Here is a 24,006-nt window from a genome sequence, read left to right on the forward strand (position 1 = left end):
TGTAGCAAAAAATTGTATATTTGTTGCTATAATTTATAGCAATGTCAATTTTATCAGAAAACATGCGGTATTTAAGAGGTAAGCTCAATCTGTCTCAACAAAAGGTTGCCGATGATCTTTTAATTACCCGAGGCCGATATAGTAAGTATGAAGATGATGCCGCAGCGCCACCCCTTGATATTTTAGTGAAAATTTCAAGATATTATAATATCAGCATCGATTTACTTTTGACCATCAACGTCAGCAAATATTCGATTGATGAGATTATGGAGCTCCCTGACAATAGGATTGTTCTGCCTATCAGGGTTGATCAGGATGGAAACGATCAGATTGAGATTATTCCACAAAAAGCCTCTATGGGTTATCTGAACGGTTATGGAGATCCGGAATACATAGAAAGTTTGGAAACGATATCCTTACCTTTTTTAAAAGGTGGGAAGTTTAGAGCGTTTCCAGCGGACGGAGATTCTATGCCGCCTTATAAGAACGGAACTTATATTGTTGGAAAATATGTAGAAAATCTTTCTGATCTGAAAACGGACCGGACTTATATTTTCATCACCACTAATGATGGAATCAGTTACAAAAGATTCCAGTTTCATGAAGCAGACAGTATATGGGTAAAAGCTGACAATCAATTTTATGAGCCATATAAAATTCCATTATCTGAAATTAAAGAGATCTGGGAATTTGCCTGTAGTATCAATACGATAGAATATGGAGCTGATGAATTTGCAGAACGTAATATTCAAAACTTTATGACAGAGATCAAGACCGATATCAAACAGATTAAAGAAAAAATAGGAGATAAGAATTGAATTCATTTGAATAAAGCTCAAAAATAAGTTTCCTAACATTACTTCATAAAAAAAAATCTCCTAAGGGAAGCAAAAACACAAATGATGAAAAAAATCCCGTATAAACGGGCCAGATCAAATATAAATATTTTAATAGAAAATTGCAATGAGTCAGCTGAGTTTATTTGATACGGAAGAGTTTTATAAATTTCCAAAAGACCTTTTGGAATACAAGGAACATTTCCTGAGCAGCAAAGAAGCCGATGAATTGAAAGATATACTGCTGAAAACGACACCTTGGGAACAGCGAACTCAGAAGATGTATGATAAAACAGTTGTAACACCCCGCCTTACTGCTTGGTATGGAGGAAATGATAGCTCTTACGATTCAGACGGAAATGTTTCAGGAACTAATCCTTGGACTCCCGAGCTTTATACTTTAAAAGAAAGGATAGAAAAAGAATTTGGGTATCAGTTCAATGGTGTTTTATTAAACCTGTATCGTGATAATAATGATTCCGTGGCATGGCACAGAGATAAAGAAAGCCGCTATGGAAAACGACCTGTGATTGCATCAATCAGTTTAGGTCAAACCAGAAACTTTGATTTCAGAAAAAAAGACCATCATCAGAGCAAATACAGTTTGCCATTGCCTCACGGTTCGTTACTCATTATGAAAGGGGATTTACAGGAAAACTGGGAACATCGAATTGCTAAATCAACAGTAAAAATGAAAGAAAGGATTAATTTGACCTTTCGTTTAATTATTTAAATAAACTCTTACTTATCCAATTAACTTTTCCTATTTTAGAAAAAATAAGAAAGTATTAATAACCATTATTTTATGACTCAAAAAACACATCGGATTAGTTTTCATTTTTTCGATATCGGCGGCGGTGATGCTATTTTTATCAGATTTTTAGGAACAGATTCCCAATGGCATAATATACTTATTGATGGAGGATATGGTAAAGAGTACAAAAATTCTTTTGCCCCATTAATAAAAGAAATTTTGTCTTCTGGCGAACAAATTGAAAATTGGATTATCAGCCATATAGATCGCGACCATATCGGTGCCGTAAAAGGTTTTGTCGTGGACAAAAAAATTGAAAATAAACAAGACGCTGTAAAGAATTTTTTATTTAATCATTCTCCTGAGATGATAAAGGAATCTAATGGGAAAATCTCAGTCGGTGACGGGATTTTACTTAGGGATTTTTTAACTGCAAATAATCTTCTTACCACAGTGCCAATAAATACTGAAACATTACCAATTGAATGTTTTGGTTTTAAAATGACCATTCTTTCACCTACACCTGAAAAGGAAGCTGCTGCAACAGAATTGTGGAAAGAAGAAGAAAGTAATGGTAAAATTGGTAGAAAAGAAAATCAATCCGACCATAAAAAAATAATTGAAGAACTTACAGGGAATGAATTTAAACCGGATACAGATCCTGTTAATGGAAGCTCTATTGCTGTTCTTGCCGAGTTTGATAAGGTAAAAGTACTCTTATTAGCCGACAGTCATCCCTCTGATATAATTGACAGTTTAGATGCATTGGGGTATAATAAAGATCGGCCACTGCCCGTGAAGTTTATGCAATTATCACATCATGGCAGTAAAGCCAATACCTGCCCTAAATTGCTGGAAATAGTTCAGACCAATTGTTATGTGATAACTGGAAACGGTATCCATAACAGACATCCGGATAAAGAGACTATAGTTAGAATCATTACGAACGAGAGAAGAAATTCTGAAATTATCAAAATTCATTTTGCTTGTGATACTCAAGAATTGAGAAATATCTTTGAGGTCGATGACGACGCTTTTGAAAGATATACATTTGAATGTGATTATTCACAAATAGGACCTGACAGCTTAGAACTTTCGTACCTGCCCTTAACTCATAAAATATGAATGAAAATATACCACAGCTTTCTACAATCAAAATCAGATGTAACCACGAAATTGCTACAGCAGTAATTTTCTACCCGAGTCCTGATGTTGATGACGTGTATGTCTTGACTGCAAAACATTGTTTAGAAGGTAAAAAGTTCGATAAAGAATATGTAAATACGGATATTAAACTTGAAGAGATTTTTAATCAGGAAACATCAGAATTTCATTCATACAATTTGACCGAAACAGATATTGTTATTGTGTCAGATGATGATGAGGATATGGCATTGTTGATTCTTTCTAAAAAGAATATTCTTCCACTTACAGGTAAACAATTTTTTTGTCAGGTAATTGATACTGATGAAATGGTGGAAGATTATCAAATTAGAGGGTATGCTAATTTTAATGATCAAGAGGCAGATCGATCTTTTCCTATGAAATTTATCGAAGATATCAAGAGCAATCGATATAAATTTACACTAAAGTCTGAAAATTCTCTCGATACATATTATCAACAGGCCTTGGAAAATGTTGAAGGATTGTCTGGAAGTGGCGCTTATTCTATCTTGTATGGAAAAACTTATTTTACAGGTATTATTCATACATACGAGGACGGTGGATTTTTTTTGGCGACCAAAGTTTTAGCATACAATAAGCTGATTCCATATCCTAAGTTCAGTCTGATCAATTCTATCAAACCGGAGACAGATAAAGATGTTCTCTTAAGTTATGAAGAAATGGAAAAAAATGAACAAACCACTAATTCTAGAACTAGAGAAAAAATCGGAGATTTTAATGTTCCTCGTGATAATATAGACCTCCTGCAATTGCTTAAAGAAAAGAATCTTGTAGTGGTTCATGGAAACCCGGGAGTTGGAAAATCGGCTTTGACAAAATCAGCTGTAAGTGATTTGAAAATGTCTGGAGATCGTAGTGTTTTAACTTTTACCGCTGAAAACCTGTATTGTGAAACAATTAGTGAAGCTTTGATAAAAGCCGGATGTAAAGTTAGTATCGAACAAATATTGGCAAGTCCTTTATCAAATAAGTATTTTTTAATTTGGATAGAAAGCTTTGAAAAACTAATAGAGTCAGGTAGCTCGGGAGCATTTAATGAACTACTTCAGATACTGGAAAAAAATAAAAATATAACTATAGTTTTAACAATAAGAGACTACTTATTACAGAAGTTTAAAATCGATTACTATTATGAGCTGCCAGAAAATATTGCTTATTTTCAAGTAGGTGAATTTAATGATGCTGAGGTTGAATTAATCGTTGAAAAAATTCCTGACTTACTGCCATTGATGGAAAATTCTAAGATTAAGCATCTTTTGAGAACTCCTTATTATCTTGATAAAGCTGTACGAATTATACCAGAACTATTAAGTGAGGAACACTTGGACGAGTTACAATTTAAAAGGTTAATGTGGAAATATATTGTTGAAGACAATCAATCACGACGAGGAACTGTTTTCTATGAGATTTGTCTTAAAAGATCTAGAGAAATGTCTCTTTTTACAACATATGAGAGCGATAACAGTGTGACTGCTGATCTTGTTAAAGATAATATTCTACAGTTGGATGATATGTCCGATACCAGTGCTTACAGTCCTTCTCACGACATATTGGAAGATTGGGCATTGATCAGATTTATAAGAAATCAAAAATCGGAGATTGCAAACTCAAAAGATTTTTTACTTTCGATAGAAAATACTCCCGCCATGAGAAGGGCATTCAGATTATGGATGGAAGAGTTTTATGAATATGAACCGGAAGCTTCCGTATATTTTATGCACGAGCTCTTAAGTGATGATACTTTGTCCCCTTCATGGAAAGATGAGCTACTGATTGTTTCACTTAGATCAAATCATTCCAAAGTACTACTGGATAGTTTAAAAGTACAGCTTCTTGAAGATGAAGCGAAATTGTTGGATCGCATAATCTATTTACTACAAACGAGTTGTAAAAAAATAGATCCTCAAAAAAGAAATTTTAATGATCTTCTGCCTATTGGCTCCGGATGGGATTATATAATTGATTTTATCAAAGCTAATATTAATGAAATTAAGCTGCAAAATTTTGAATTAAAACATTTGACTCTTATTGAATCATGGTCAAAACAGCTCCCTGAATTTAACCAAGGCATACTTCCATCTGGTGCAAAAAGCGCTGCTTTTCTGTTGGAAGATTTTATTTTTAGGTTGCAGGGTCGTTCAATTCAGAGGAGATTAGGCAGGAGATCTTCTGAATATTTAAAAAAATATATTAAAATTCTTTTTAAATTGACGGCAGCCGATCAGGAACTTATTGCTTCGATTATTCAAGCTTGCTTGATTCCTGAAACAGGTAATGAAAGATGGACTGATCCTGCTTTTCTACGAGAAATAAGAGCTTATATTACCGGAGGTGTTATTTCAGATCAAATTTGTCGCTTTTTCCCTGAAGAAGTTATTCAAATGGCTACTGAAGACTGGGCTCAAAAGGAAGAGAAATATGCACCGGGGAGTATTAATAGTATGCTTATTCGAGAGCCTAAAGTAAATGATTTTGGTTTAAATAAAGATTTAGAATATGATTATGGATTACCATCAGGTTATCAGACTTTTTTTTATTGGATGTTTTTGTATCACGGTGAAAAAGCTCTTGATTTCCTTATTCCATTTTTAAATGATGCTTTTGAAAAAAATTATGAAATTCTTCTGTCTTTAAAAAAGAGAGGGGTGGAAAGGATTGAGGTTGTTTTTGAAGATGGATCGTGTGGTGTATACTATGGGAATCCTGAGTACTGGTCTATGTACCGAGGATTTTCAATTTATGATAAGGTCTTAATATCAGTGCTGATGGCTTTGGAAAAGACTTTGTTAGAAATTGGGGATAAAAAAGATTTTTCAACAGCACGCATATTTTTAGACAGGTTGATAAGAGAGTCTAACAATATTGCCATTTTAGGAGTGGTCTGCAGCATTTTACAAGCATTTCCTAATTTAGTTGATGAAACTTCTGTCTCCTTATTAGGTGTCCCACTGTTTTTTAAGTGGGATTCTACAAGGTCTACTTCGGATATGATGAGAAGCAATGTCTATAATGACGAAGAATTCGAAAGAAAAGAACGAATTGCCGCAAATCAAAGAATTCATCGCAATAAGTATTATGTAGGTTTAGTTGGATTTGTGGCTGACTATATGTTTTATCAACGAGAGTATAATGAACTTTTATTCAAACAGGTCGACAGAATGTGGGAGAATGTCAAGGAAGATGATTGGCTTTTTAAAAAGTTTTTGTTTGATATGGATGCTAGAAAGTATGAATTTAAACATTTTAATCAAAAGGGATATGAAAATTATGTTCAGGTAGTTCCCGGATATGATGATACAATTAGAAATGTTGTAGAAAGTGGGAATGATTATACAGTTCCGACAGCTAATACGACTTGGGCAAGAAAAGTTTTCGAATACGAAGAAGTTGATGATCATAACTATGAAACTTGGAAAATAGGATATGAATTTATTTTGCAACTAGATGGTAGACGAGAAATTATGGTTTCTCCAGGTACTATGGCGTCTATTGCTCTTCGTGACTTTTCAAATCAACTTCAACCTGATGAAATTGCATGGTGTTGTGAAACTATTATCAATTTAGAAGCAAAAAAATTAGCGAAAACAGATCCATACGCTATTAATTTTGATTTATTGGATAATATACCTTCTCTTAAAGGATTATGCTATATTTTTAAAGTTGATATTGAGCAAGATTTAAAATTGAAGGTTAAAGAATTAATTTTCCGTTTACTTTTAAAGGGTCTTGACGCTAGGGAACGAATCGCTTTGCAGCACGCTATTTTACAGGAATTAGTATTATTTGAACCTGATTTTGTTTTAAACTGTTGGTATGGATTAGCAGAAGCCATCGTAATTCTAAAGGCACAAAATAAAGAAAGCGAGAGAAAGCGAATGTTATATCATCAAGGGAAATTAAGTGCTCGTGATTTTAATAAGTCGGAAGAAGACAATTGGTCGGAAGTACTAATTAATTCTGTTATCAAAGGAAGTATAAACATACCTGATGAAATTATCGTTTCATTAGACTTACATACTCAGTGGTACTTGGATGACATGCTTCGTATCATCCCATGGAATACGGCTCTTCCTGCTCACCACAAATTTATTCAGGATGTTCTGACACTACACACTGTTTTTTTAAATGATCCCAAATCAAGCATGCTGGATTTTTATGAAAGTAGACATGCATTTACTTTTTATTATCCACGATATCTGCTGAATCAGCCTACAGAATTATCATTACCTCTCTTAAAAAAAATACTTGATTCAAGTATAGAAACACCTGAAAAAAGTATCCCTGATGATTATTTAAAATTTATATATAAGTTAGTTGAAGAGTTTATTAGAGCAGCGATAGGTAGAATTCAACTCGAAAATTTCTGGATATTTTGGGAATTTTTGAAAGATTGGATGATCAATAACAGCAATGCGAGATTTCTACCAATTTTTCTTTTTGACATTGACTGGGTGGAGAGCTCTGAAAAATGGTCAGTATTGGATGGTAAAAGCTTATATTTCAAAGATTTTATAATTACTTTAGGATTTAACAGAATTAATTCATCGATAAAATTTTTAAGTGGCATTGCATTTTATAATTTTATGCCTAACTCAATATCATGGATTGTTCCCATGCTCCAAAGCCAAAATGCTGAACTGGTCGAGAACGATATTTTAGAAAAATTCGTTGAAAAAGCTTTTTATAAATATGGTGGTAAAATAAAAAGAGATAAAAATACTTTAGCTGACTTTCTATTTATTTTAGATTTTCTAGTCAAAAGAAGTTCTCCTAAAGCCTATATGTTACGAGAAGAATTACTTCAATTTAAATAATTAACATTTTGTCGTGAGATATTTTTGGGAAATATATTAATAAAATTGGAAAATAAATGAATACAGAAGATTTTATAAGATTGATTGAGGGTCAAACGGAAAGCCCTTCACTAGATTTTAAAGCAAACAGTCCTTGGGATTATAAGAAGCTAACAAAAGATATCTTGGCAATGTCAAATCTACCAGATGGAGGTCACATTGTAATTGGAATTGAGGAAAAGGATAATGAATTTATTAATGTAGGAGTTGACCAGAAAAATATTATCACTTACAAATATGATGAAATGCGAGATCAGGTTTCAAAATATGCAGAACCAATGGTAGATTTCAATGTCTATTTTCCGGAAGATAGAAACGAATTAAAATATGTGGTAATCAAGATCTTCTCTTTCAAAGAAATTCCAACTCTTTGTAAAAAAACTCTGGACGGAGAAATGAGAGCAAGTACTTTGTATTATAGAAATACAAATAAGAGACCTGAAAGCGCAGCCATATCAAATGTCAGCGATTTGCGAGATCTCATTGAGTTGGCAGCCGTTAGATTAATGCAACGCAGAAAAAGTTTTGGCTATACCATTCCCAATATTGACGCAGAAATATTTGACGCAGAAATAAAAGCTTTTCAGCAGACATCATCATATGAATTAATAAAATCGAAAGGCAATTGCGAAGTTTATATAACTCCTCTTCAAAAAGGTAATTTACATAGTCTTAAAAGATGTCTTGAAGTTGTCGAAAAAGCACAGGTAAAGGCGTCATGGTCATTGCCATTTATACCAAGAACGTTACACGAGGGTAGTTTAGTTACTGCTGAAAATTCTTACGAGGCTTTTTCCGATTTAGGAGCTCGAAAAGAACTGTGGAGAATGTATTTGTCAGAGAGTTTTTGCATGATTAACAGCTTTGTAGAAGACTGGCTAGAAGGTGATCATTTGAGAGGGGCTTGGGCATCAAAATTTCCTTCTGGTCAATACTTGTTTTATTATACAAGTATTATACATTATCTTACTCAACTATATGTTTTTATTGAACACTTAACAATAGAAGGATTATATAAAGAAGGTTTGAGTATTTCTATTATATTTAATGAGTTAAAAGATAGAAGATTACATTTGGACAGCGAGAATCACATGCCGCTTATGAAGATAAGAACGACAAAAACAGATAAAATCACTATTAATGAGGAATATTCACGATTAGAAATTCTGGAGGGAGGTATAAATATTTCAAGTTCTATAATTTTAAAAGTTTTAGATTACTTTAGTTTTTACCCTTCAAAAGAGTCAGTTTTACAGATTCAGAAACAGTTCTTAGAAAAAGGTTACTAAAGAAAATTACGTAAATTCAGTTCAATTTTAGAACCTATTTTAAGATGATTTTTTGAATATTTAATATGTACATCTATATTAAAGAAGTATTATAATTTGGAAAGACCAATATTGATATAAGAATTTAATATATTATTCATCTAAAAATCAAGTGTAAATTAATATATAATTTTGTTTTGAAAAAAATGAAAATTAGTTTACTGAAAAATTGAGTTAAAATTAAATTATGGTGGCAATATTATTTAAATGTACATATCTAATTTTATCTAAAAGCATCAGTTTTTTTCTATAATTATAAATGACTTAGATGTATTGTAGGTATTTTATTTTTTTGATTCGGCATAATCAAATGTATAATTTCCTTAAAATTTTAGGATAAAATATTTTTTTGGTAATTATATTTTATACATTTGCATTATGAAATTTGTAAGACTACTTTTCATCATCTATTTTGTGGCGTTATCCATAATGCCATGTCTAGATAGTGCAAATGCTCAGTCTTTTAAGCAAGATTTCAATTATTCTTTAAGTTCAAAGACACAAGAAGATTCACATTCGAAGGCAGATTCTTGTTCTCCATTTTGTTCTTGCAACTGTTGCAGAACCACGGTGGCATCTTATAAAATCGAACCAATTCTAGTTTTTTCAAGAATCGCTACTGCGTTTTTTTCTAAGAAAATCCATTTTCAGAAAAACGACTTCGCTTATTTGGTGTACGACCAAATCTGGCAACCGCCTAAAATATAATTTTTATTGATATGATGGAAGGATTCCCTTTCATCTAAATTGTCTTGGAAACTTTGCAATATCATTGCACTGTAATCCTATTCATCTTTGCATCATCTTTTAAATTCAGTTTTATACTGATTTTAACTTTGGGCAATCCAATAAAAATTAAATTCAATGTTAGATAAAATCATAAGATTTAGTATCAAGAACAAGATTGTCATTGGTATCATGACCTTGTTATTGATTATTTGGGGAGTTTGGAGCGCAACCAAACTGCCAATTGATGCTACACCGGATATTACCAATAATCAGGTGCAGATCATCACAGTATGTCCCACACTTGCTGGACAGGAAGTAGAACAACTTGTTACCTTCCCAATTGAACAAAGTATCGCAAATGTACCAGATATTGAGGAAACTAGGAGTATTTCTAGATTCGGTCTATCAGTGATTACAGTTGTTTTTAAAGAAGAGGTAGATATTTATTTTGCTCGCCAACTGGTTACTGAAAAATTAAAACAAGCAGAAGAAGAAATTCCCCAAGGTGTTGGAACTCCTGAACTTGCCCCTGTTAGTACTGGACTTGGAGAAGTTTATCAATATATCCTGCATCCCAAAAAAGGCAGTGAGAAAAAGTATGATGCTAAAGAACTGCGAACAATGCAGGACTGGATTGTGCGAAGACAGCTTAATGGAACACCTGGAGTTGCAGAGATCAACAGTTTTGGCGGTCAGTTAAAACAATACGAGGTCGCTGTAAATCCAGACAGATTAAGAGCGATGGGCGTAAGTATATCTGATATTTTTACCGCTCTCGAAAAAAATAATCAGAATACAGGAGGTGCTTATATTGATAAAAAGCCAAATGCATATTTTATCCGTGGAATCGGTTTGGTAACATCTTTAGAAGACGCAGGGAACATTGTAGTTAAAAATAATACGGGCAGTGTTCCAATCTTCATAAAAGATGTTGCTGAAGTGCGTCTGGGAAGTGCTGTGAGATATGGTGCAATGACTTTTAATGGTCAGGTCGATGCTGTGGGAGGTGTTGTTATGATGCTAAAGGGAGCCAACAGTAATGAAGTGGTGAACAGAATTAAAGAAAAGATACCAGTTATACAAAAATCTCTTCCTGCAGACGTTGTAATTGAACCTTATTTAGATAGAACCGACCTGGTTGGAAGAGCAATCGACACAGTAGAAAAAAACCTAATTGAAGGTGCACTCATTGTCATCTTCGTACTTGTTATCTTCTTGGGTAATTTAAGAGCAGGTTTAATTGTAGCATCAGCTATTCCATTATCATTACTGTTTGCATTAGGAATGATGAATGTGTTTGGTGTGAGTGCTAACCTGATGAGTTTAGGAGCGATTGATTTCGGGCTTATTGTTGATGGGGCAGTTATTATTGTGGAAGCTACCTTACATCATTTAGGCTTGAATAAATCAAAAAAAATGCTTACCCAAGCAGAAATGGATGAAGAAGTTTTTCTTTCTGCATCCAAAATCAGAAGTAGTGCAGCATTTGGAGAAATCATTATTCTAATTGTATACATTCCGATTTTAACATTGGTGGGAGTAGAAGGTAAAATGTTTACGCCTATGGCTAAAACTGTGGGATTTGCTATTTTGGGCGCTCTGATTTTATCATTGACTTATATTCCGATGATGAGTGCTTTATTCTTATCAAAAAAGATGAGCCACAAAGAAAATTTCTCTGATAAAATGATGAACAGAATTCAGAAAGTTTATCAGCCTTTATTGGAAAAAGCATTAAAAATAAAATATTGGCTGGTTGGAGGAACCGTAGCTCTCTTTGCTGTAGCAATATTTGTTTTTGGGAGAATGGGTGGTGAATTTATACCTCAGTTGCAGGAAGGCGATTTTGCATTCCACTGTATCCTTCCACAAGGAAGTTCCTTAAATCAAAGTATTGAAACTTCAATGCAGGCTTCAAGAATTATAAAACAGTTTGATGAGGTAAAAATGGTTGTTGGTAAAACTGGCGCTGCTGAAGTACCTACCGACCCAATGCCACCGGAAGCTACTGATATGATGGTTATCTTGAAACCTCAGAAAGAATGGAAAACAAAGAAAACGTATGACGAACTCGCTGATGAAATCTCAGAGAAATTAGAAGTGATTCCTGGAGTTTTCTTTGAAAAGAACCAACCTATCCAAATGCGTTTCAATGAGTTAATGACAGGTATTAGACAAGATGTTGCAGTTAAAATTTTTGGTGAAAACTTAGATTCTCTGGCAATTTATGCTGATAAGACTGCTAAGGTAATACAGTCTGTTAAAGGTTCTACATCTCCCCAAATTGAGCGTGTAAGCGGACTCCCTCAGATTAACGTAGAGTATGACAGAACCAGAATGGCCAATTACGGATTAAACATTGAAGACGTTAATAATGCAGTAAGTACAGCTTTTGCAGGTAAATCAGCAGGTCAGGTTTTTGAAAATGAAAGGAGGTTCGATCTGGTTGTAAGATTAGACAGTTTACACAGAACAAATATTGACGATGTTAGTAATCTAATGATTTCTACTGCCTCTGGAACGCAAATTCCACTCGCCCAGGTTGCTAATATTAGTTACAAATTAGGGCCTGCCCAAATCAGCCGCGAAGCGGGAAAAAGAAGGATTGTAATAGGTTTCAATGTGAAAGACCGTGATGTTGAAAGTGTAGTTAAGGACATACAATCAAAGCTCGATAAAGAAGTAAAACTTCCTGCAGGATATTATTTTACCTATGGAGGTCAATTTGAGAATCTTCAGGCAGCAAGTAAGAGATTAATGATTGCAGTTCCAGTATCGCTATTCTTAATCTTTATGCTGCTTTATTTTACATTTAATTCATTTAAGCAAGCCACTTTAATTTTTACGGCTATTCCTATGAGTGCGATTGGTGGTGTATTCGCATTATTATTGAGAGATATGCCATTCAGTATCAGTGCCGGAATTGGCTTTATTGCTTTATTTGGTGTTGCCGTTTTGAATGGAATTGTATTGATTGGAACATTTAATCAATTGGAAAAGGAAGGCGAGACCAATATTCTGAAAAGAGTAATGGAAGGTACAAAAACAAGATTAAGACCTGTTTTAATGACTGCAACAGTAGCTTCATTAGGATTTTTACCGATGGCTATTTCTACAGGTGCAGGAGCTGAAGTGCAAAAACCTTTGGCGACAGTTGTTATCGGAGGTTTGGTTACGGCGACTTTCTTAACATTATTTGTCTTACCAATGTTGTATATTATTTTTAATACCAAGATTAATTTAAAAAAGATCAATAACAAATCGGTAACCGCCATTGTGGTTTTAGGATTTTTATTTTTAGGACAGACTTTTAGTGCACAACAGGGAAGAACCATAACAGTCGAAGAAGCTACACGTACTGCTATTGAGAATAATCAATCAATCCGATCGAGAGATCTGGATATTAAAGCTACACAGGCATTGATTCCAACGTCCAAAGAGCTCCCGAAAATGAATGTGGATGCTCAATTGGGGCAGTATAACTCTAAGAAATTTGACCAATCATTTTCGATCTCCCAAACGATTCCATTTCCAACTTTGTTCAAAGCAAGAAAAGAGTTGATTGCGGAACAGATTAAAGGAAAGCAAATCAACAGGGAAGTTTCTATGAATGAATTAGCGAAACAGGTTCGAACGTATTATTATCAAATTGAGTATTTACAATTTAATAAATCCAAGCTTAGCAATCTGGATAGTTTATACAATGACTTTATCAGAGTTGCAACGGTTAGGTTTAAAGCCGGAGATATTAAAAAAATTGAAATCAATACAGCTGAAACACAGAGAGGGGAAATCAACTTATTGCTTAAACAGAATGAGGTTTATCTTACCAATGCCTATAAAAATTTAAAAACATTGCTAAATATTGAAGAGGATATTTCAGTTCCATTTGATCAGAACTATCATCCGCTACAAGCACAATATGTTTTAGACAGCAGTGCCATTGCACAGCATCCTACCGTAAAAGCTTTTTATCAGGAAATGCAGATTGCGGAAAAAAATAAGAAAGTTGAAAAATCTTTGGGACTTCCTGACTTTACCATCGGATATACTAATCAGTCATTGATAGGATTTCAAACCATCAACGGGATGGATCAGTATTTCAATGGAGGAAACAGGTTTCATTCGGCAACAATTGGTGTTTCTATTCCTTTGACATTTGGAGCTACGAAAGCAAGAATCCAGTCTTATGAATATCAGAGACAAATGGCAGAATCAAATGCAAAATTCCAGCAAAAGCAGCTTGAAGCGCAATTGCAAAATGCATTTAATCAATATCAGCAAAATGTTAATCAGTATGACTACTACGTTAATCAAGCGATTCCAAATGCTGAGAAAATTGCCAAAGCAGGACAATTAGGTTATAAAACAGGAGAAATTTCTTATGTAGAATATCTTTTTGCACTGCAGACTTCCACCAATATTCAGCTTAAATACCTGGAATCTATTCAACAGGTCAACGAATCTGTAGTTATCATTAATTCAATCATCAATAAATAGACAAATGAAAATCAAATATAGCATTGTATCTCTAGCCTTAATTTCTATTCTAGCGGTCAGCTGTGGAAAAAAAGATGCTCCGGCAGAAGGAGAAGAGAAACCAAAAACAGAACAGGCAGAAGAAAGTCACGAAGAAGCTCCGCAAACTATTGCGGAACTGACTGAAGAACAGATGAAATCTGTAGGAATCAGTCTTGGAACTTTAGAAATGAAAGATTTAGCCTCAACTATTAAGGCAAATGGTGTTCTTCGTGTACCCAATAACAGAAAGGCAACGGTCACTTCACTGTATGGAGGTGTCATTAAGACATTAACCGTTCAGATAGGAGATTATGTAAGACAGGGACAGGTTATTGCTACAATCAGTAACCCTGAATACATTCAGTTACAGGAACAATATCTGACTATTAACAGCAGAATAACTTATGCAGAGCAGGAATTCAGAAGGCAAAAGGAGCTTTTTGACAATGATGCCGGAGCAAAAAAGAATCTGCAAAGTTCTGATGCGGAGCTAAAAAGTTTAAGAACCCAGAGATCATCGTTACAAAGACAATTACAGCTAATGGGAATCAGTCCTGGGAAAGTAAGCAATGGAAACCTAAGATCAGGCTTGGTCATTACATCGCCAATCAGCGGAACAGTTAGTACGATTAATGCACAGATAGGAAGTTATGTTGATGTATCGTCACCGGTTTTGGAGATCATCGATAACAGCTCAATTCATTTGGATTTACAAGTCTTTGAAAGAGATCTTCCCAAAATGAAAGTTGGTCAGATTGTGCAGTTTAAGCTCACCAACAATCCGGAAGAAACCTTTAATGCAAAAGTGTACAGCATCGGATCATCTTTTGAAAATGAAAGTAAAACGATTTCAGTTCATGCAATGGTTACCGGGAACAAAGCTGGCTTGATTGACGGAATGAATATTACAGGAAATGTAAGCCTTGGAAATTCACAAACTCCCGCCGTTCCAAATGAAGCTATTGTAGAAGCCGATGGTAAATTCTATGTATTTGTACAAACTTCTAAAAAAGTGGAAGAGCACGCTGAAGAAAAAGGAGATGACGATCATGGTCACGGGCATGATGAAGGAGAGGCGGAACACGGTCACAAAAATGAAACCGAAGCAGGAAACCATGCAAAGGAGCAGGCTAAGAAAATGAATTTTGAAAAAATTGAAGTGGTAAAAGGGACTTCAGATATGGGTTACACAGCGATTACGCCTGTGAGTGCAATTGCACCTGATGCAAAAATTGTGGTAAAAGGCGCATTCTTCGTGAATGCTAAGCTTTCTAATGCAGGAGACCACGGACATTAATTAATCAATAATCAAGTGAAATCCTATCTTGATTTCACTTGATTTTAAAAATATTAGTTATGCCTTTAAAACAAGAATTAGAAACCCAGGGAAATTGGCTGTTCAGATACAGAAGTTTTTTGCCGATTATCGTTCTGGCGCTTGGCTTAGGAGTTTTTATCCAAAATGTTTTGCTGAAAAACGATAATGATTGTTCACTTTTCTTTGAGATGCTTTGTTTAGCTGTAAGCATTTTAGGTTTGATTATAAGAGTGTATACTGTTGGTTTTACTCCGCATAATACTTCAGGAAGAAATACAAAAGCAGGGCAGGTTGCAGATGAATTAAACACTACAGGTATTTACAGTACAACCAGAAATCCATTGTACTTAGGTAATTTTTTTATGTGGCTTGGGCTTGCGATGTTTACTGAAAATCTGTGGTTTGTAATTTCATTTGTGTTTTTTTATTGGGTCTATTATGAAAGGATTGTTTTTGCTGAAGAGCAATTTTTAGAAAGAAAATTTGGAGAGCAATATACTAAGTGGGCTGATAAAGTACCGGTTTTTATACCGAATTTATACCTTTTCAGAAATACTCATCTTAGCTTCAGTTTAAAAAAAGTTCTATTAAAAGAAAAAAACGGACTTTTTGCCATGTTTCTGATTTTTACTGTTTTTGAAATTACCGGAGAAATTATCCTAAGACATACGCATTATAATATGATTTTTATTGTAGGCTGTATTCTTACTATGATTCTATACATTATTTTAAAAGTAATAAAAAAACGTAAAACAATGTTGCAAAATAAATTTAGTCAATAATTAAAAAATCCTCAATTATGCTTTTAAACAAAAGAATTTCGGTTTGGTATTTTGTTAAACAGATTAAATTTCAGATCGTTTTGATTGTCAGCTTTGCTTTTCTAATAGGCTTTTTAGACGACATTGATTTTTTGAAAAAAATTACCATACCATTGAGTATTCCTGCACTTTTAGGAACTGCTGTCTCTTTACTTTTAGCATTCAGGACTGCACAATCTTATGAAAGATGGTGGGAAGCAAGAACCGTTTGGGGCGCTATTGTGAATGATTCAAGATCATTTATGAGATTAATAAAACAATTTTTCCCTAACTCAGAAAACGATACATCTGAGTTTGCAGAACGACATATCATCTGGCTGAATGCTTTAGGAGAAAGTTTAAGAAAAGTACCTTTTTCAATAAGAGTAAGAGAATACTTAGAATCGCAAAACATCAATGCTTTAAATATTCCCAATGCCCTTTTAGATAAACATTCTGATCACCTTAGGAAATTGGCAGAACAGGAGAATTTATCTGAATACAAATTGGTACAGATGAACGATATGGTCATCAGGTTTTGTGACAGTATGGGAAAATGTGAGCGTTTAAAAAATACTGTTTTCCCTCGTGCCTACAGCATTTTGCTGCATACATTGATTTACGTTTTTGCATTTCTTCTGCCATTTGGACTGGAAGACTCACAACTTGGTGTTGAGATTGCCACGACAATTATTGTACCTGTGATTTTTATAGCTATTGAGAAAACAGCAATCATAATGCAGGACCCCTTTGAAAATACACCGGTAGATACTCCAATGACATCATTAGCAAAAACAATTGAAATCAATCTTTTGCAAATGATCGGAGAGAAGAATGTACCAGTTAAAGAAGTGAGTACAAGCTATTATGAAATGTAGGCTTAATCTAATACAAATCTTAGTGTTATGAACGATCAGAATAAAAATATTTCGGCTTCTGCAAAACATAAAAGAAATCTTTTAATTGTCTTATGTTTAAGTGGCACTTATATGATTGCCGAAGTTATTGGCGGTTTAGCTACTAAAAGTCTTGCGCTACTTGCCGATGCAGCTCATATGCTTACTGATGTGGTCGGATTATTCCTTGCTTTTATAGCAATCAAAATTGGTGAAAGAAAAGCCGATGCACAGAAAACATTCGGCTATTACCGAACAGAAATTCTGGCGGCAGTAATCAATGCGGTAGTTCTGTTGGGAATTTCTGTATATGTATTGTTTGAAGCATGGCAAAGGTTCAAAAATCCCCCTGAAGTACAGAGCACAGCTATGATGATCGTTGCCGGAATAGGCTTGCTGGTGAATATTATCGGAATCATGATTATTAGAAAAGATTCAGGTGAAAGCCTAAATATGAAGGGTGCCTACTTTGAGGTTCTTTCTGACGCGCTTACCTCAGTAGGAGTAATGATTGCCGGAGTTATTATGTTGACGACAGGATGGTATTATGCTGATCCCCTTATTTCCGCTGTGATAGGGTTATTAATATTTCCGAGAACCTGGAAGCTCTTGAAAGAAGCTGTGAATGTTTTATTAGAAGGAACTCCAAAAGATGTCAATATAGAAGAGCTTAGAAATTCTTTGGAATCTGTAAAAGGAGTTATTAAACTTCATGATCTCCACGTTTGGTCATTGACTTCCGGCGTTAATGCGATGAGTTCCCACGTAGTAGCCGACCATCAGGAAGATCTCAATAAACTTTTGAAAAATTTGTCAGATAAAGCCACCTCTGAATTTAAAATTAGCCATACTACATTCCAAATTGAAACTGAAGGGCACCAAGAGGGGGAGGTTCATCTATAATAGCAGTTGTGCCATCTTGCATTAATAGATGAAATAAGTAAATGGGAAAATTTCTAAAACATCAAATAGACTATGAATTATAAAAATCTGGGTCTATTCAAGATGAATTACATACTTACGTATTTTTTTACGCAATTAATCATTTCAAATATTTAGATATATGAAATTAAAACAAAACTATTGGGGCAATTACACATTACTGGTTTATTCTTTTTTATTTTATCTGGTATCGTCTTTACTTCTCCGATTTGGATTTTTAGCAGTCAGTTTTCAAAAGGCTGATTTATCTCTGTTACCTATAATGAAAATTTTTCTTCTGGGATTTTTGTTTGACTTTGGAGTTGGATTATTCTTTCTGCTACCATACAGTTTTTATCTATTGATTTTTCCTCAGAAATACATAAGGTCTTTATTCAATAAAATTATTACCTACAGCACTTTTATTATTTTTCTTCTTATACATTTATTTTCATTTTTTGCCGAGGTTACATTTTGGCAGGAGTTTGAGAGCCGATTTAATTTTATTGCTGTAGATTATTTGGTATATACTTACGAAGTTATTAATAACATAAATGAGTCTTACCCTTTACCCGTTTTGATATCATCGATACTTCTGCTTATGACCTTAATATTTATTTTGTTTTACAAAAGCAAAATATTCTTTTTTTCATTTAACGGACAACATAAATTTTCGGTTAGACTAATTGTTTTTTTAGGATTTTTCTGCCTTACCATAATATACTCTTTGTTTATCAGTAATAGTTTAGCAGATAAAAGTGTCAATCGTTATCAAAATGAAATTTCTAAGGCAGGAATTTATTCGTTTTTCTCCGCCTATAAAAACAATGAAATCAATTACGATCATTTTTACAAACTAATTGATAACGAAAGCGCTTTTAAAATAGTTAGAACTGATTTGAACGATAATCAAAGATTTTTCTCAAATAACCTTTCTATAGAACGAAAAATATCCAGCAAACAAAATCTTATAAAGCCAAATGTTATAATGATAACAATGGAAAGTTTCAGCGCGGACTTTATGGGTACTTTCGGGAATAAACAAGGGCTTACTCCAAATTTAGATTCTTTAGCCGGCGGTGGCATTTTATTCTCACAAATGTATGCTACAGGAACCAGAACAGTGCGTGGAATGGAGGCTTTGTCGTTAGCTGTCCCACCAACGCCAGGCAACAGTATTGTCAGAAGAGAAGATAATGATCATCTTACAACTATAGGCTCAATTTTTAGTGCACAAGGTTACGATAACACATTTATTTATGGAGGAGATGGATATTTTGATAATATGAATAAATATTTTGGAAATAACGGATATGATATTATAGATAAGAAGAGAAATCCTTTGGCAAAAGAAAACTATCAGGCATTGAGGACGCCGATCAACCAGAAAGAAATTACGTTTGAAAATGCATGGGGGATTTGTGACGAAGATTTATACAATCAAGTGATTAAACAGGCAGACCAGAAATATAAACAAGGAAAATCTTTTTATGATTTTGTGATGACCACTTCCAATCACCGTCCGTTTACATATCCTGATGGCAAAATTGATATACCATCCGGTTCGGGTAGGGAAGGTGCAATAAAATATACAGATTATGCTATCGGACAATTCTTTAAAAAAGCTAGAAGTAAGCCGTGGTTTAAAAATACAGTATTTGTGATTGTAGCTGATCACTGCGCAAGTAGCGCAGGTAAAAATGAAATTGATATTTCCAAATATCATATCCCAGCAATGATTATAAATCTTCCGAACCAAAACTCTTTAAAAATTGAAAAAATGTGTTCACAAATTGATCTTTATCCAACTTTATTTGATTTAATGGGATGGAACTACAGAAGTAACCTTTATGGTAAGAATGTTTTGAGCGACAATTATATTCCTAGAATTTTTGTAAGTACCTATCAAAAGTTGGGATATATGGAAAACGATAAACTTGTGATATTGAGCCCTCAGCAGAAAGTGGAAGCTTATTTATATAATAAAACGCAAAATCAACAGATACCAAAGATTTTTTCTGATCAGTATATTAACAAGGCTGTCGCAAATTATCAAACTGCATATTATCTCTATAAAAATCAAGGTTTGAAACAAAAATAATCAAGTAATGTTAGATACAACATGGATATAAAATTTGAACTTATTCTTTCAGGCAAATTGCTGCTATCTATATTATTCGGCAGCATTATAGGTTATGAAAGAGAAGCAGCTCATAAAGATGCCGGTATACGAACGTTTGCTATTCTTTGCTTGGCATCTTGTCTTTTTGTTGCGGTTGCCTCTCATCTTACAGATGATAAATCAGCGATAGCCAGAATGCTTGCAGCAATTCCGGCAGGACTTGGATTTATAAGTGCTGGATTAGCATTAAAAGATAAATCAAGCAATATGCAGGGATTAACAACATCTACAGCACTATGGGCAGCGTCAGCTATTGGAGCGGCTCTTGCCTTAAATATGTTTTTATTGTCATTTTTAGCAACTGTTCTCACCCTTTTTGTATTAAGCCTGAATAAATTCAAATGGTATAAAAACTGGATTGCAAAGAAGGAGCAAAGTAAAAATTTAAAATAAAAAATTAAAAATCACTTAAAATATACTTCTATGAAACATCAACACACTTACGATGAGCAAGGTAACCAGCTTTGCTGTACGCCTCAGGAAGGCAAGATTTATAAGGATGCAGGAGCCAAAAAACTCATTGTTGAGGATAATGGCTGTTGTTCAACAAATGTAAAGAAAGAAGTACAGCATCATTCCGATGACGATGGACATAACCACGATCATGACAATAGTGATAAGAGTACTTTTCAGATGTTCCTTCCCGCAATAGTTTCATTGTTATTGCTTCTGTTGGGAATTGCGTTAGATAATTATTTTAAACCAGACTGGTTTAAAGATTGGATTCGTATTGTTTGGTATGCAGCAGCTTATGCCCCTGTCGGGCTTCCTGTTTTAAAAGAAGCTTTTGAAAGCATTAAGGATGGTGATGTTTTCTCTGAATTCTTTTTGATGAGTATCGCAACTATAGGAGCTTTTATAATTGGTGAATATCCTGAAGGTGTAGCTGTTATGTTATTTTATGCTGTAGGGGAAGTTTTTCAAACACTAGCAGTAACAAGAGCAAAAAGTAATATTAAAGCTCTTCTTGATCAAAGACCGGATGAGGTGACAATTATTGAAAATAACGAAACAAAAACTATTAAAGCTTCCAATGCAGAGATAGGGCAAACCATACAGTTAAAACCTGGAGAAAAACTTGCTTTGGATGGAGAGCTTATTTCAGATTCAGCATCTTTTAATACGGCAGCACTAACCGGCGAAAGTAAACCTGATACAAAAAATAAAGGAGAGACTGTTCTTGCAGGGATGATTAATATGAATAGTGTTGCTTTGGTAAAAATCAATACAGCTTATGAGGACAGTAAACTCAGTAAGATTTTAGAATTGGTTCAAAATGCGACTGCGCAGAAGGCACCTACGGAGCTGTTTATAAGAAGATTTGCAAGAGTTTATACTCCGATTGTTGTTGTGTTAGCAGTACTGATATGTCTTATTCCATATTTTTTTGTCGATAATTATATTTTTAGAGATTGGTTATACAGAGCTTTGATCTTTCTGGTAATTTCTTGTCCTTGTGCTTTAGTCATTTCAATTCCTTTAGGGTATTTTGGAGGTATTGGTGCAGCAAGTCGAAACGGAATTTTATTTAAAGGCAGTAATTTTCTAGATAAGATTGCCGAAATAAAAAATGTTGTGATGGATAAAACCGGTACTATGACGGAAGGAGTATTTAAAGTTCAGGAAGTCGATATTAAATCAGAATTTGATAAAAATGAAATCCTTAAGATGGTTAATGTTGTAGAGAGCAAGAGTACCCATCCTGTGGCAACTGCTATCCACGAATATGTTGGCGATTTGGATACATCAATTAATGTTGAGAATTCTGAGGAAATTGCAGGTCATGGTCTTAAAGCTGTAATCAACGGTAAGGATATACTCGTAGGGAATTTCAAGCTTATGGATAAGTTCAATATTCAATATGATGTTGATCCTTCAAAAATTGTTTACACCGTTATTGCAATTGCTTATGATAAAAAATTTGCAGGCTACATAACTATCGCTGATAGTATTAAAGACGATGCTAAAAAAACTTTAGAACTGTTACATAATTTAAATGTAAAGGCAACAATGCTTAGTGGTGACAAAACAAGCGTTGTAAAATATGTCGCAGAACAAATAGGAATTGACAACGCTTTCGGTGACCTTCTTCCTGAGGATAAAGTGAACAAGGTGAAAGAAATAAAATCCAAAAATGAGAGCGTTGCATTTGTTGGTGACGGTGTTAATGATGCCCCAGTGGTTGCTTTAAGTGATGTCGGTATTGCCATGGGCGGCTTAGGGAGTGATGCGACCATTGAGACTGCTGATGTCGTGATTCAAGATGATAAACCTTCAAAAATACCAATGGCTATTAACATTGGCAAAAAAACTAAAAGAATTGTCTGGCAGAACATCATTTTAGCATTTGTGGTCAAAGCAATTGTTTTAATTCTTGGAGCCGGAGGATTGGCAACAATGTGGGAAGCTGTTTTTGCAGATGTAGGTGTTGCATTGATTGCAATTCTAAATGCTGTACGCATCCAACGAATGAATTTCAAATAAAAATAACATAGCATTCTAATTTCACTAATCACTTAAGAAAAGTTCCAACAAATATCAATTAAAATAAAGTTCTCAAACCGAGAACAGGTTGTTTATTGAAAATATTCAACAAAACTATTTACTCTAATTTTTCAATTAATGCAATGATAATCAATATTATAAATAAGATTCCAGTTCTTTTTTTTATGCTAGTATGCAATTTGGCTTTAGCACAGGATAGCTTAACAGTAAGTGAAAAAATTGGGGATACGATTGCTGTCCAAAAACCTGAAAATAATTTTAGTTATAAGAGACTTATAGCCCCTACAAGTTTAATATCCATAGGAGCGATGAGTTTCGCTATTCCTAAAATGAAAGAATTTGATGCAGGAGTACGAAAAGAAGTAAAAGACCATAATCTTCATAATTCTACATTGGATAATTATACCCAATTCATACCTGCCGTGATGGTTTATGGATTTAATATTTCAGGTTTGAAAGGCAAGCATAATTTAAGAGAAAGAACAATTATTCTTGCAACATCGCAGCTAATATCGACAGCAATCGTAATACCTTCAAAATATTTAATTGGAGAAGAACGCCCAGATAAATCCAACAATATGTCTTTTCCGTCTGGGCATGCAGCAATTGCTTTTTCAACAGCGCAGTTTATGTATAGAGAATATAGAGACAGTAATTATTGGCTCAGTTTATCAGGATATCCATTTGCAATATTCACAAGTGTTTACAGAGTTATTAATAACAAACACTGGGTAACAGATGTAGTAGCGGGCGCTGGGGTAGGAATACTTTCAACCGAATTAGCTTATTGGCTATTTCCGAAAATCAATATGTTTTTATCAGCTAATAAAAACAAAAAATCTGTCTCTATGCTTGCCCCTCTTTATCAAAAGAATGGTCATAGCAATACTTTTGGGATTAATTATCAGATAACCTTCTAATTTAGAACATGGGATTTAAACGACGTTTTAGAAGAAAAATTATTCGAAGAGGTAAGCACAGGCTTACTTCTCAAGATCTTTTTTTTATTGTTGGCTGGCTTCTTTTTATGCTCCTTTTGGTAATTCATCAGGTATACAATTTTAATATCAAATATGTTAAGATTCATTCGCATCCTTCGGAAAAAACACACACTCATAATGACGGAAAATGACAAATTATCAACAAATTTTTTAAACCATAATATTAACCCTTTATTT

The 24,006-nt window shown here is 34.0% G+C and carries 15 protein-coding genes; all 15 read left to right on the forward strand.

The window, feature by feature from the left end; translation table 11 throughout:
• The first annotated feature begins 41 nt into the window (after positions 1–41).
• The 15 genes from AC52CF_RS05155 (at position 42) to AC52CF_RS05225 (ending at position 23,748) form a co-directional block, all read left to right on the forward strand.
• A complete protein-coding gene (locus tag AC52CF_RS05155) occupies positions 42–818 on the forward strand; it encodes an XRE family transcriptional regulator (protein ID WP_027383734.1) in 777 nt (258 codons plus the stop codon).
• 145 nt (positions 819–963) lie between these two features.
• Positions 964–1,569, forward strand: coding sequence for an alpha-ketoglutarate-dependent dioxygenase AlkB family protein (locus tag AC52CF_RS05160; protein WP_002977361.1), 606 nt, complete (start codon positions 964–966; stop codon positions 1,567–1,569).
• Between the two features lie 72 nt (positions 1,570–1,641).
• Positions 1,642–2,715 carry a ComEC/Rec2 family competence protein gene (locus tag AC52CF_RS05165; RefSeq protein WP_002977362.1) on the forward strand — a complete coding sequence of 358 codons (1,074 nt, stop codon included), beginning with the start codon at positions 1,642–1,644 and terminating at the stop codon, positions 2,713–2,715.
• Positions 2,712–7,589 (forward strand): NACHT domain-containing protein, encoded by a 4,878-nt coding sequence (locus tag AC52CF_RS05170; protein WP_002977363.1) that lies wholly within the window; start codon positions 2,712–2,714, stop codon positions 7,587–7,589. The genes AC52CF_RS05165 and AC52CF_RS05170 overlap by 4 nt, the downstream gene beginning before the upstream one ends.
• A gap of 56 nt (positions 7,590–7,645) precedes the next feature.
• Complete coding sequence (locus AC52CF_RS05175) at positions 7,646–8,917, forward strand: ATP-binding protein (RefSeq protein ID WP_002977365.1); 1,272 nt, start codon at positions 7,646–7,648, stop codon at positions 8,915–8,917.
• Between the two features lie 468 nt (positions 8,918–9,385).
• Positions 9,386–9,664: a DUF6660 family protein gene (locus tag AC52CF_RS05180; protein WP_496518207.1), complete on the forward strand. Its 279-nt coding sequence runs from the start codon at positions 9,386–9,388 to the stop codon at positions 9,662–9,664.
• A 156-nt stretch (positions 9,665–9,820) separates the two neighbouring features.
• Positions 9,821–14,185: a CusA/CzcA family heavy metal efflux RND transporter gene (locus AC52CF_RS05185; RefSeq protein WP_002977367.1), complete on the forward strand. Its 4,365-nt coding sequence runs from the start codon at positions 9,821–9,823 to the stop codon at positions 14,183–14,185.
• Between the two features lie 4 nt (positions 14,186–14,189).
• Positions 14,190–15,503 carry an efflux RND transporter periplasmic adaptor subunit gene (locus tag AC52CF_RS05190; protein WP_002977368.1) on the forward strand — a complete coding sequence of 438 codons (1,314 nt, stop codon included), beginning with the start codon at positions 14,190–14,192 and terminating at the stop codon, positions 15,501–15,503.
• A gap of 38 nt (positions 15,504–15,541) precedes the next feature.
• Positions 15,542–16,306, forward strand: coding sequence for a methyltransferase family protein (locus AC52CF_RS05195; RefSeq protein WP_228370503.1), 765 nt, complete (start codon positions 15,542–15,544; stop codon positions 16,304–16,306).
• 17 nt (positions 16,307–16,323) lie between these two features.
• Positions 16,324–17,202 (forward strand): bestrophin family protein, encoded by an 879-nt coding sequence (locus AC52CF_RS05200; RefSeq protein WP_002977372.1) that lies wholly within the window; start codon positions 16,324–16,326, stop codon positions 17,200–17,202.
• Between the two features lie 27 nt (positions 17,203–17,229).
• Positions 17,230–18,123: a cation diffusion facilitator family transporter gene (locus AC52CF_RS05205; protein WP_002977374.1), complete on the forward strand. Its 894-nt coding sequence runs from the start codon at positions 17,230–17,232 to the stop codon at positions 18,121–18,123.
• A gap of 160 nt (positions 18,124–18,283) precedes the next feature.
• On the forward strand, positions 18,284–20,242 hold the full coding sequence (locus AC52CF_RS05210; RefSeq protein ID WP_002977376.1) for an LTA synthase family protein: 1,959 nt from the start codon (positions 18,284–18,286) through the stop codon (positions 20,240–20,242).
• 21 nt (positions 20,243–20,263) lie between these two features.
• Positions 20,264–20,716, forward strand: coding sequence for an MgtC/SapB family protein (locus tag AC52CF_RS05215; RefSeq protein WP_002977378.1), 453 nt, complete (start codon positions 20,264–20,266; stop codon positions 20,714–20,716).
• A gap of 30 nt (positions 20,717–20,746) precedes the next feature.
• On the forward strand, positions 20,747–22,807 hold the full coding sequence (locus tag AC52CF_RS05220; RefSeq protein WP_002977380.1) for a heavy metal translocating P-type ATPase: 2,061 nt from the start codon (positions 20,747–20,749) through the stop codon (positions 22,805–22,807).
• 95 nt (positions 22,808–22,902) lie between these two features.
• Entirely contained in the window at positions 22,903–23,748 is an 846-nt protein-coding gene (locus AC52CF_RS05225) for a phosphatase PAP2 family protein (protein ID WP_375181531.1), read from the forward strand.
• The last annotated feature ends 258 nt before the right edge of the window (positions 23,749–24,006 follow it).

This window comes from Chryseobacterium sp. 2P, assembly GCF_059579425.1.

What these genes read in the sequence shown, in the direction of transcription:
- AC52CF_RS05215 (WP_002977378.1), top strand. Translation starts at nt 20,264, where the DNA reads ATGGATATAAAATTTGAACTTATTCTTTCAGGCAAATTGCTGCTATCT.
- AC52CF_RS05210 (WP_002977376.1), top strand. Translation starts at nt 18,284, where the DNA reads ATGAAATTAAAACAAAACTATTGGGGCAATTACACATTACTGGTTTAT.
- AC52CF_RS05205 (WP_002977374.1), top strand. Translation starts at nt 17,230, where the DNA reads ATGAACGATCAGAATAAAAATATTTCGGCTTCTGCAAAACATAAAAGA.
- AC52CF_RS05220 (WP_002977380.1), top strand. Translation starts at nt 20,747, where the DNA reads ATGAAACATCAACACACTTACGATGAGCAAGGTAACCAGCTTTGCTGT.
- AC52CF_RS05155 (WP_027383734.1), top strand. Translation starts at nt 42, where the DNA reads ATGTCAATTTTATCAGAAAACATGCGGTATTTAAGAGGTAAGCTCAAT.
- AC52CF_RS05175 (WP_002977365.1), top strand. Translation starts at nt 7,646, where the DNA reads ATGAATACAGAAGATTTTATAAGATTGATTGAGGGTCAAACGGAAAGC.
- AC52CF_RS05160 (WP_002977361.1), top strand. Translation starts at nt 964, where the DNA reads ATGAGTCAGCTGAGTTTATTTGATACGGAAGAGTTTTATAAATTTCCA.
- AC52CF_RS05180 (WP_496518207.1), top strand. Translation starts at nt 9,386, where the DNA reads ATGCCATGTCTAGATAGTGCAAATGCTCAGTCTTTTAAGCAAGATTTC.
- AC52CF_RS05185 (WP_002977367.1), top strand. Translation starts at nt 9,821, where the DNA reads ATGTTAGATAAAATCATAAGATTTAGTATCAAGAACAAGATTGTCATT.
- AC52CF_RS05190 (WP_002977368.1), top strand. Translation starts at nt 14,190, where the DNA reads ATGAAAATCAAATATAGCATTGTATCTCTAGCCTTAATTTCTATTCTA.
- AC52CF_RS05165 (WP_002977362.1), top strand. Translation starts at nt 1,642, where the DNA reads ATGACTCAAAAAACACATCGGATTAGTTTTCATTTTTTCGATATCGGC.
- AC52CF_RS05170 (WP_002977363.1), top strand. Translation starts at nt 2,712, where the DNA reads ATGAATGAAAATATACCACAGCTTTCTACAATCAAAATCAGATGTAAC.
- AC52CF_RS05200 (WP_002977372.1), top strand. Translation starts at nt 16,324, where the DNA reads ATGCTTTTAAACAAAAGAATTTCGGTTTGGTATTTTGTTAAACAGATT.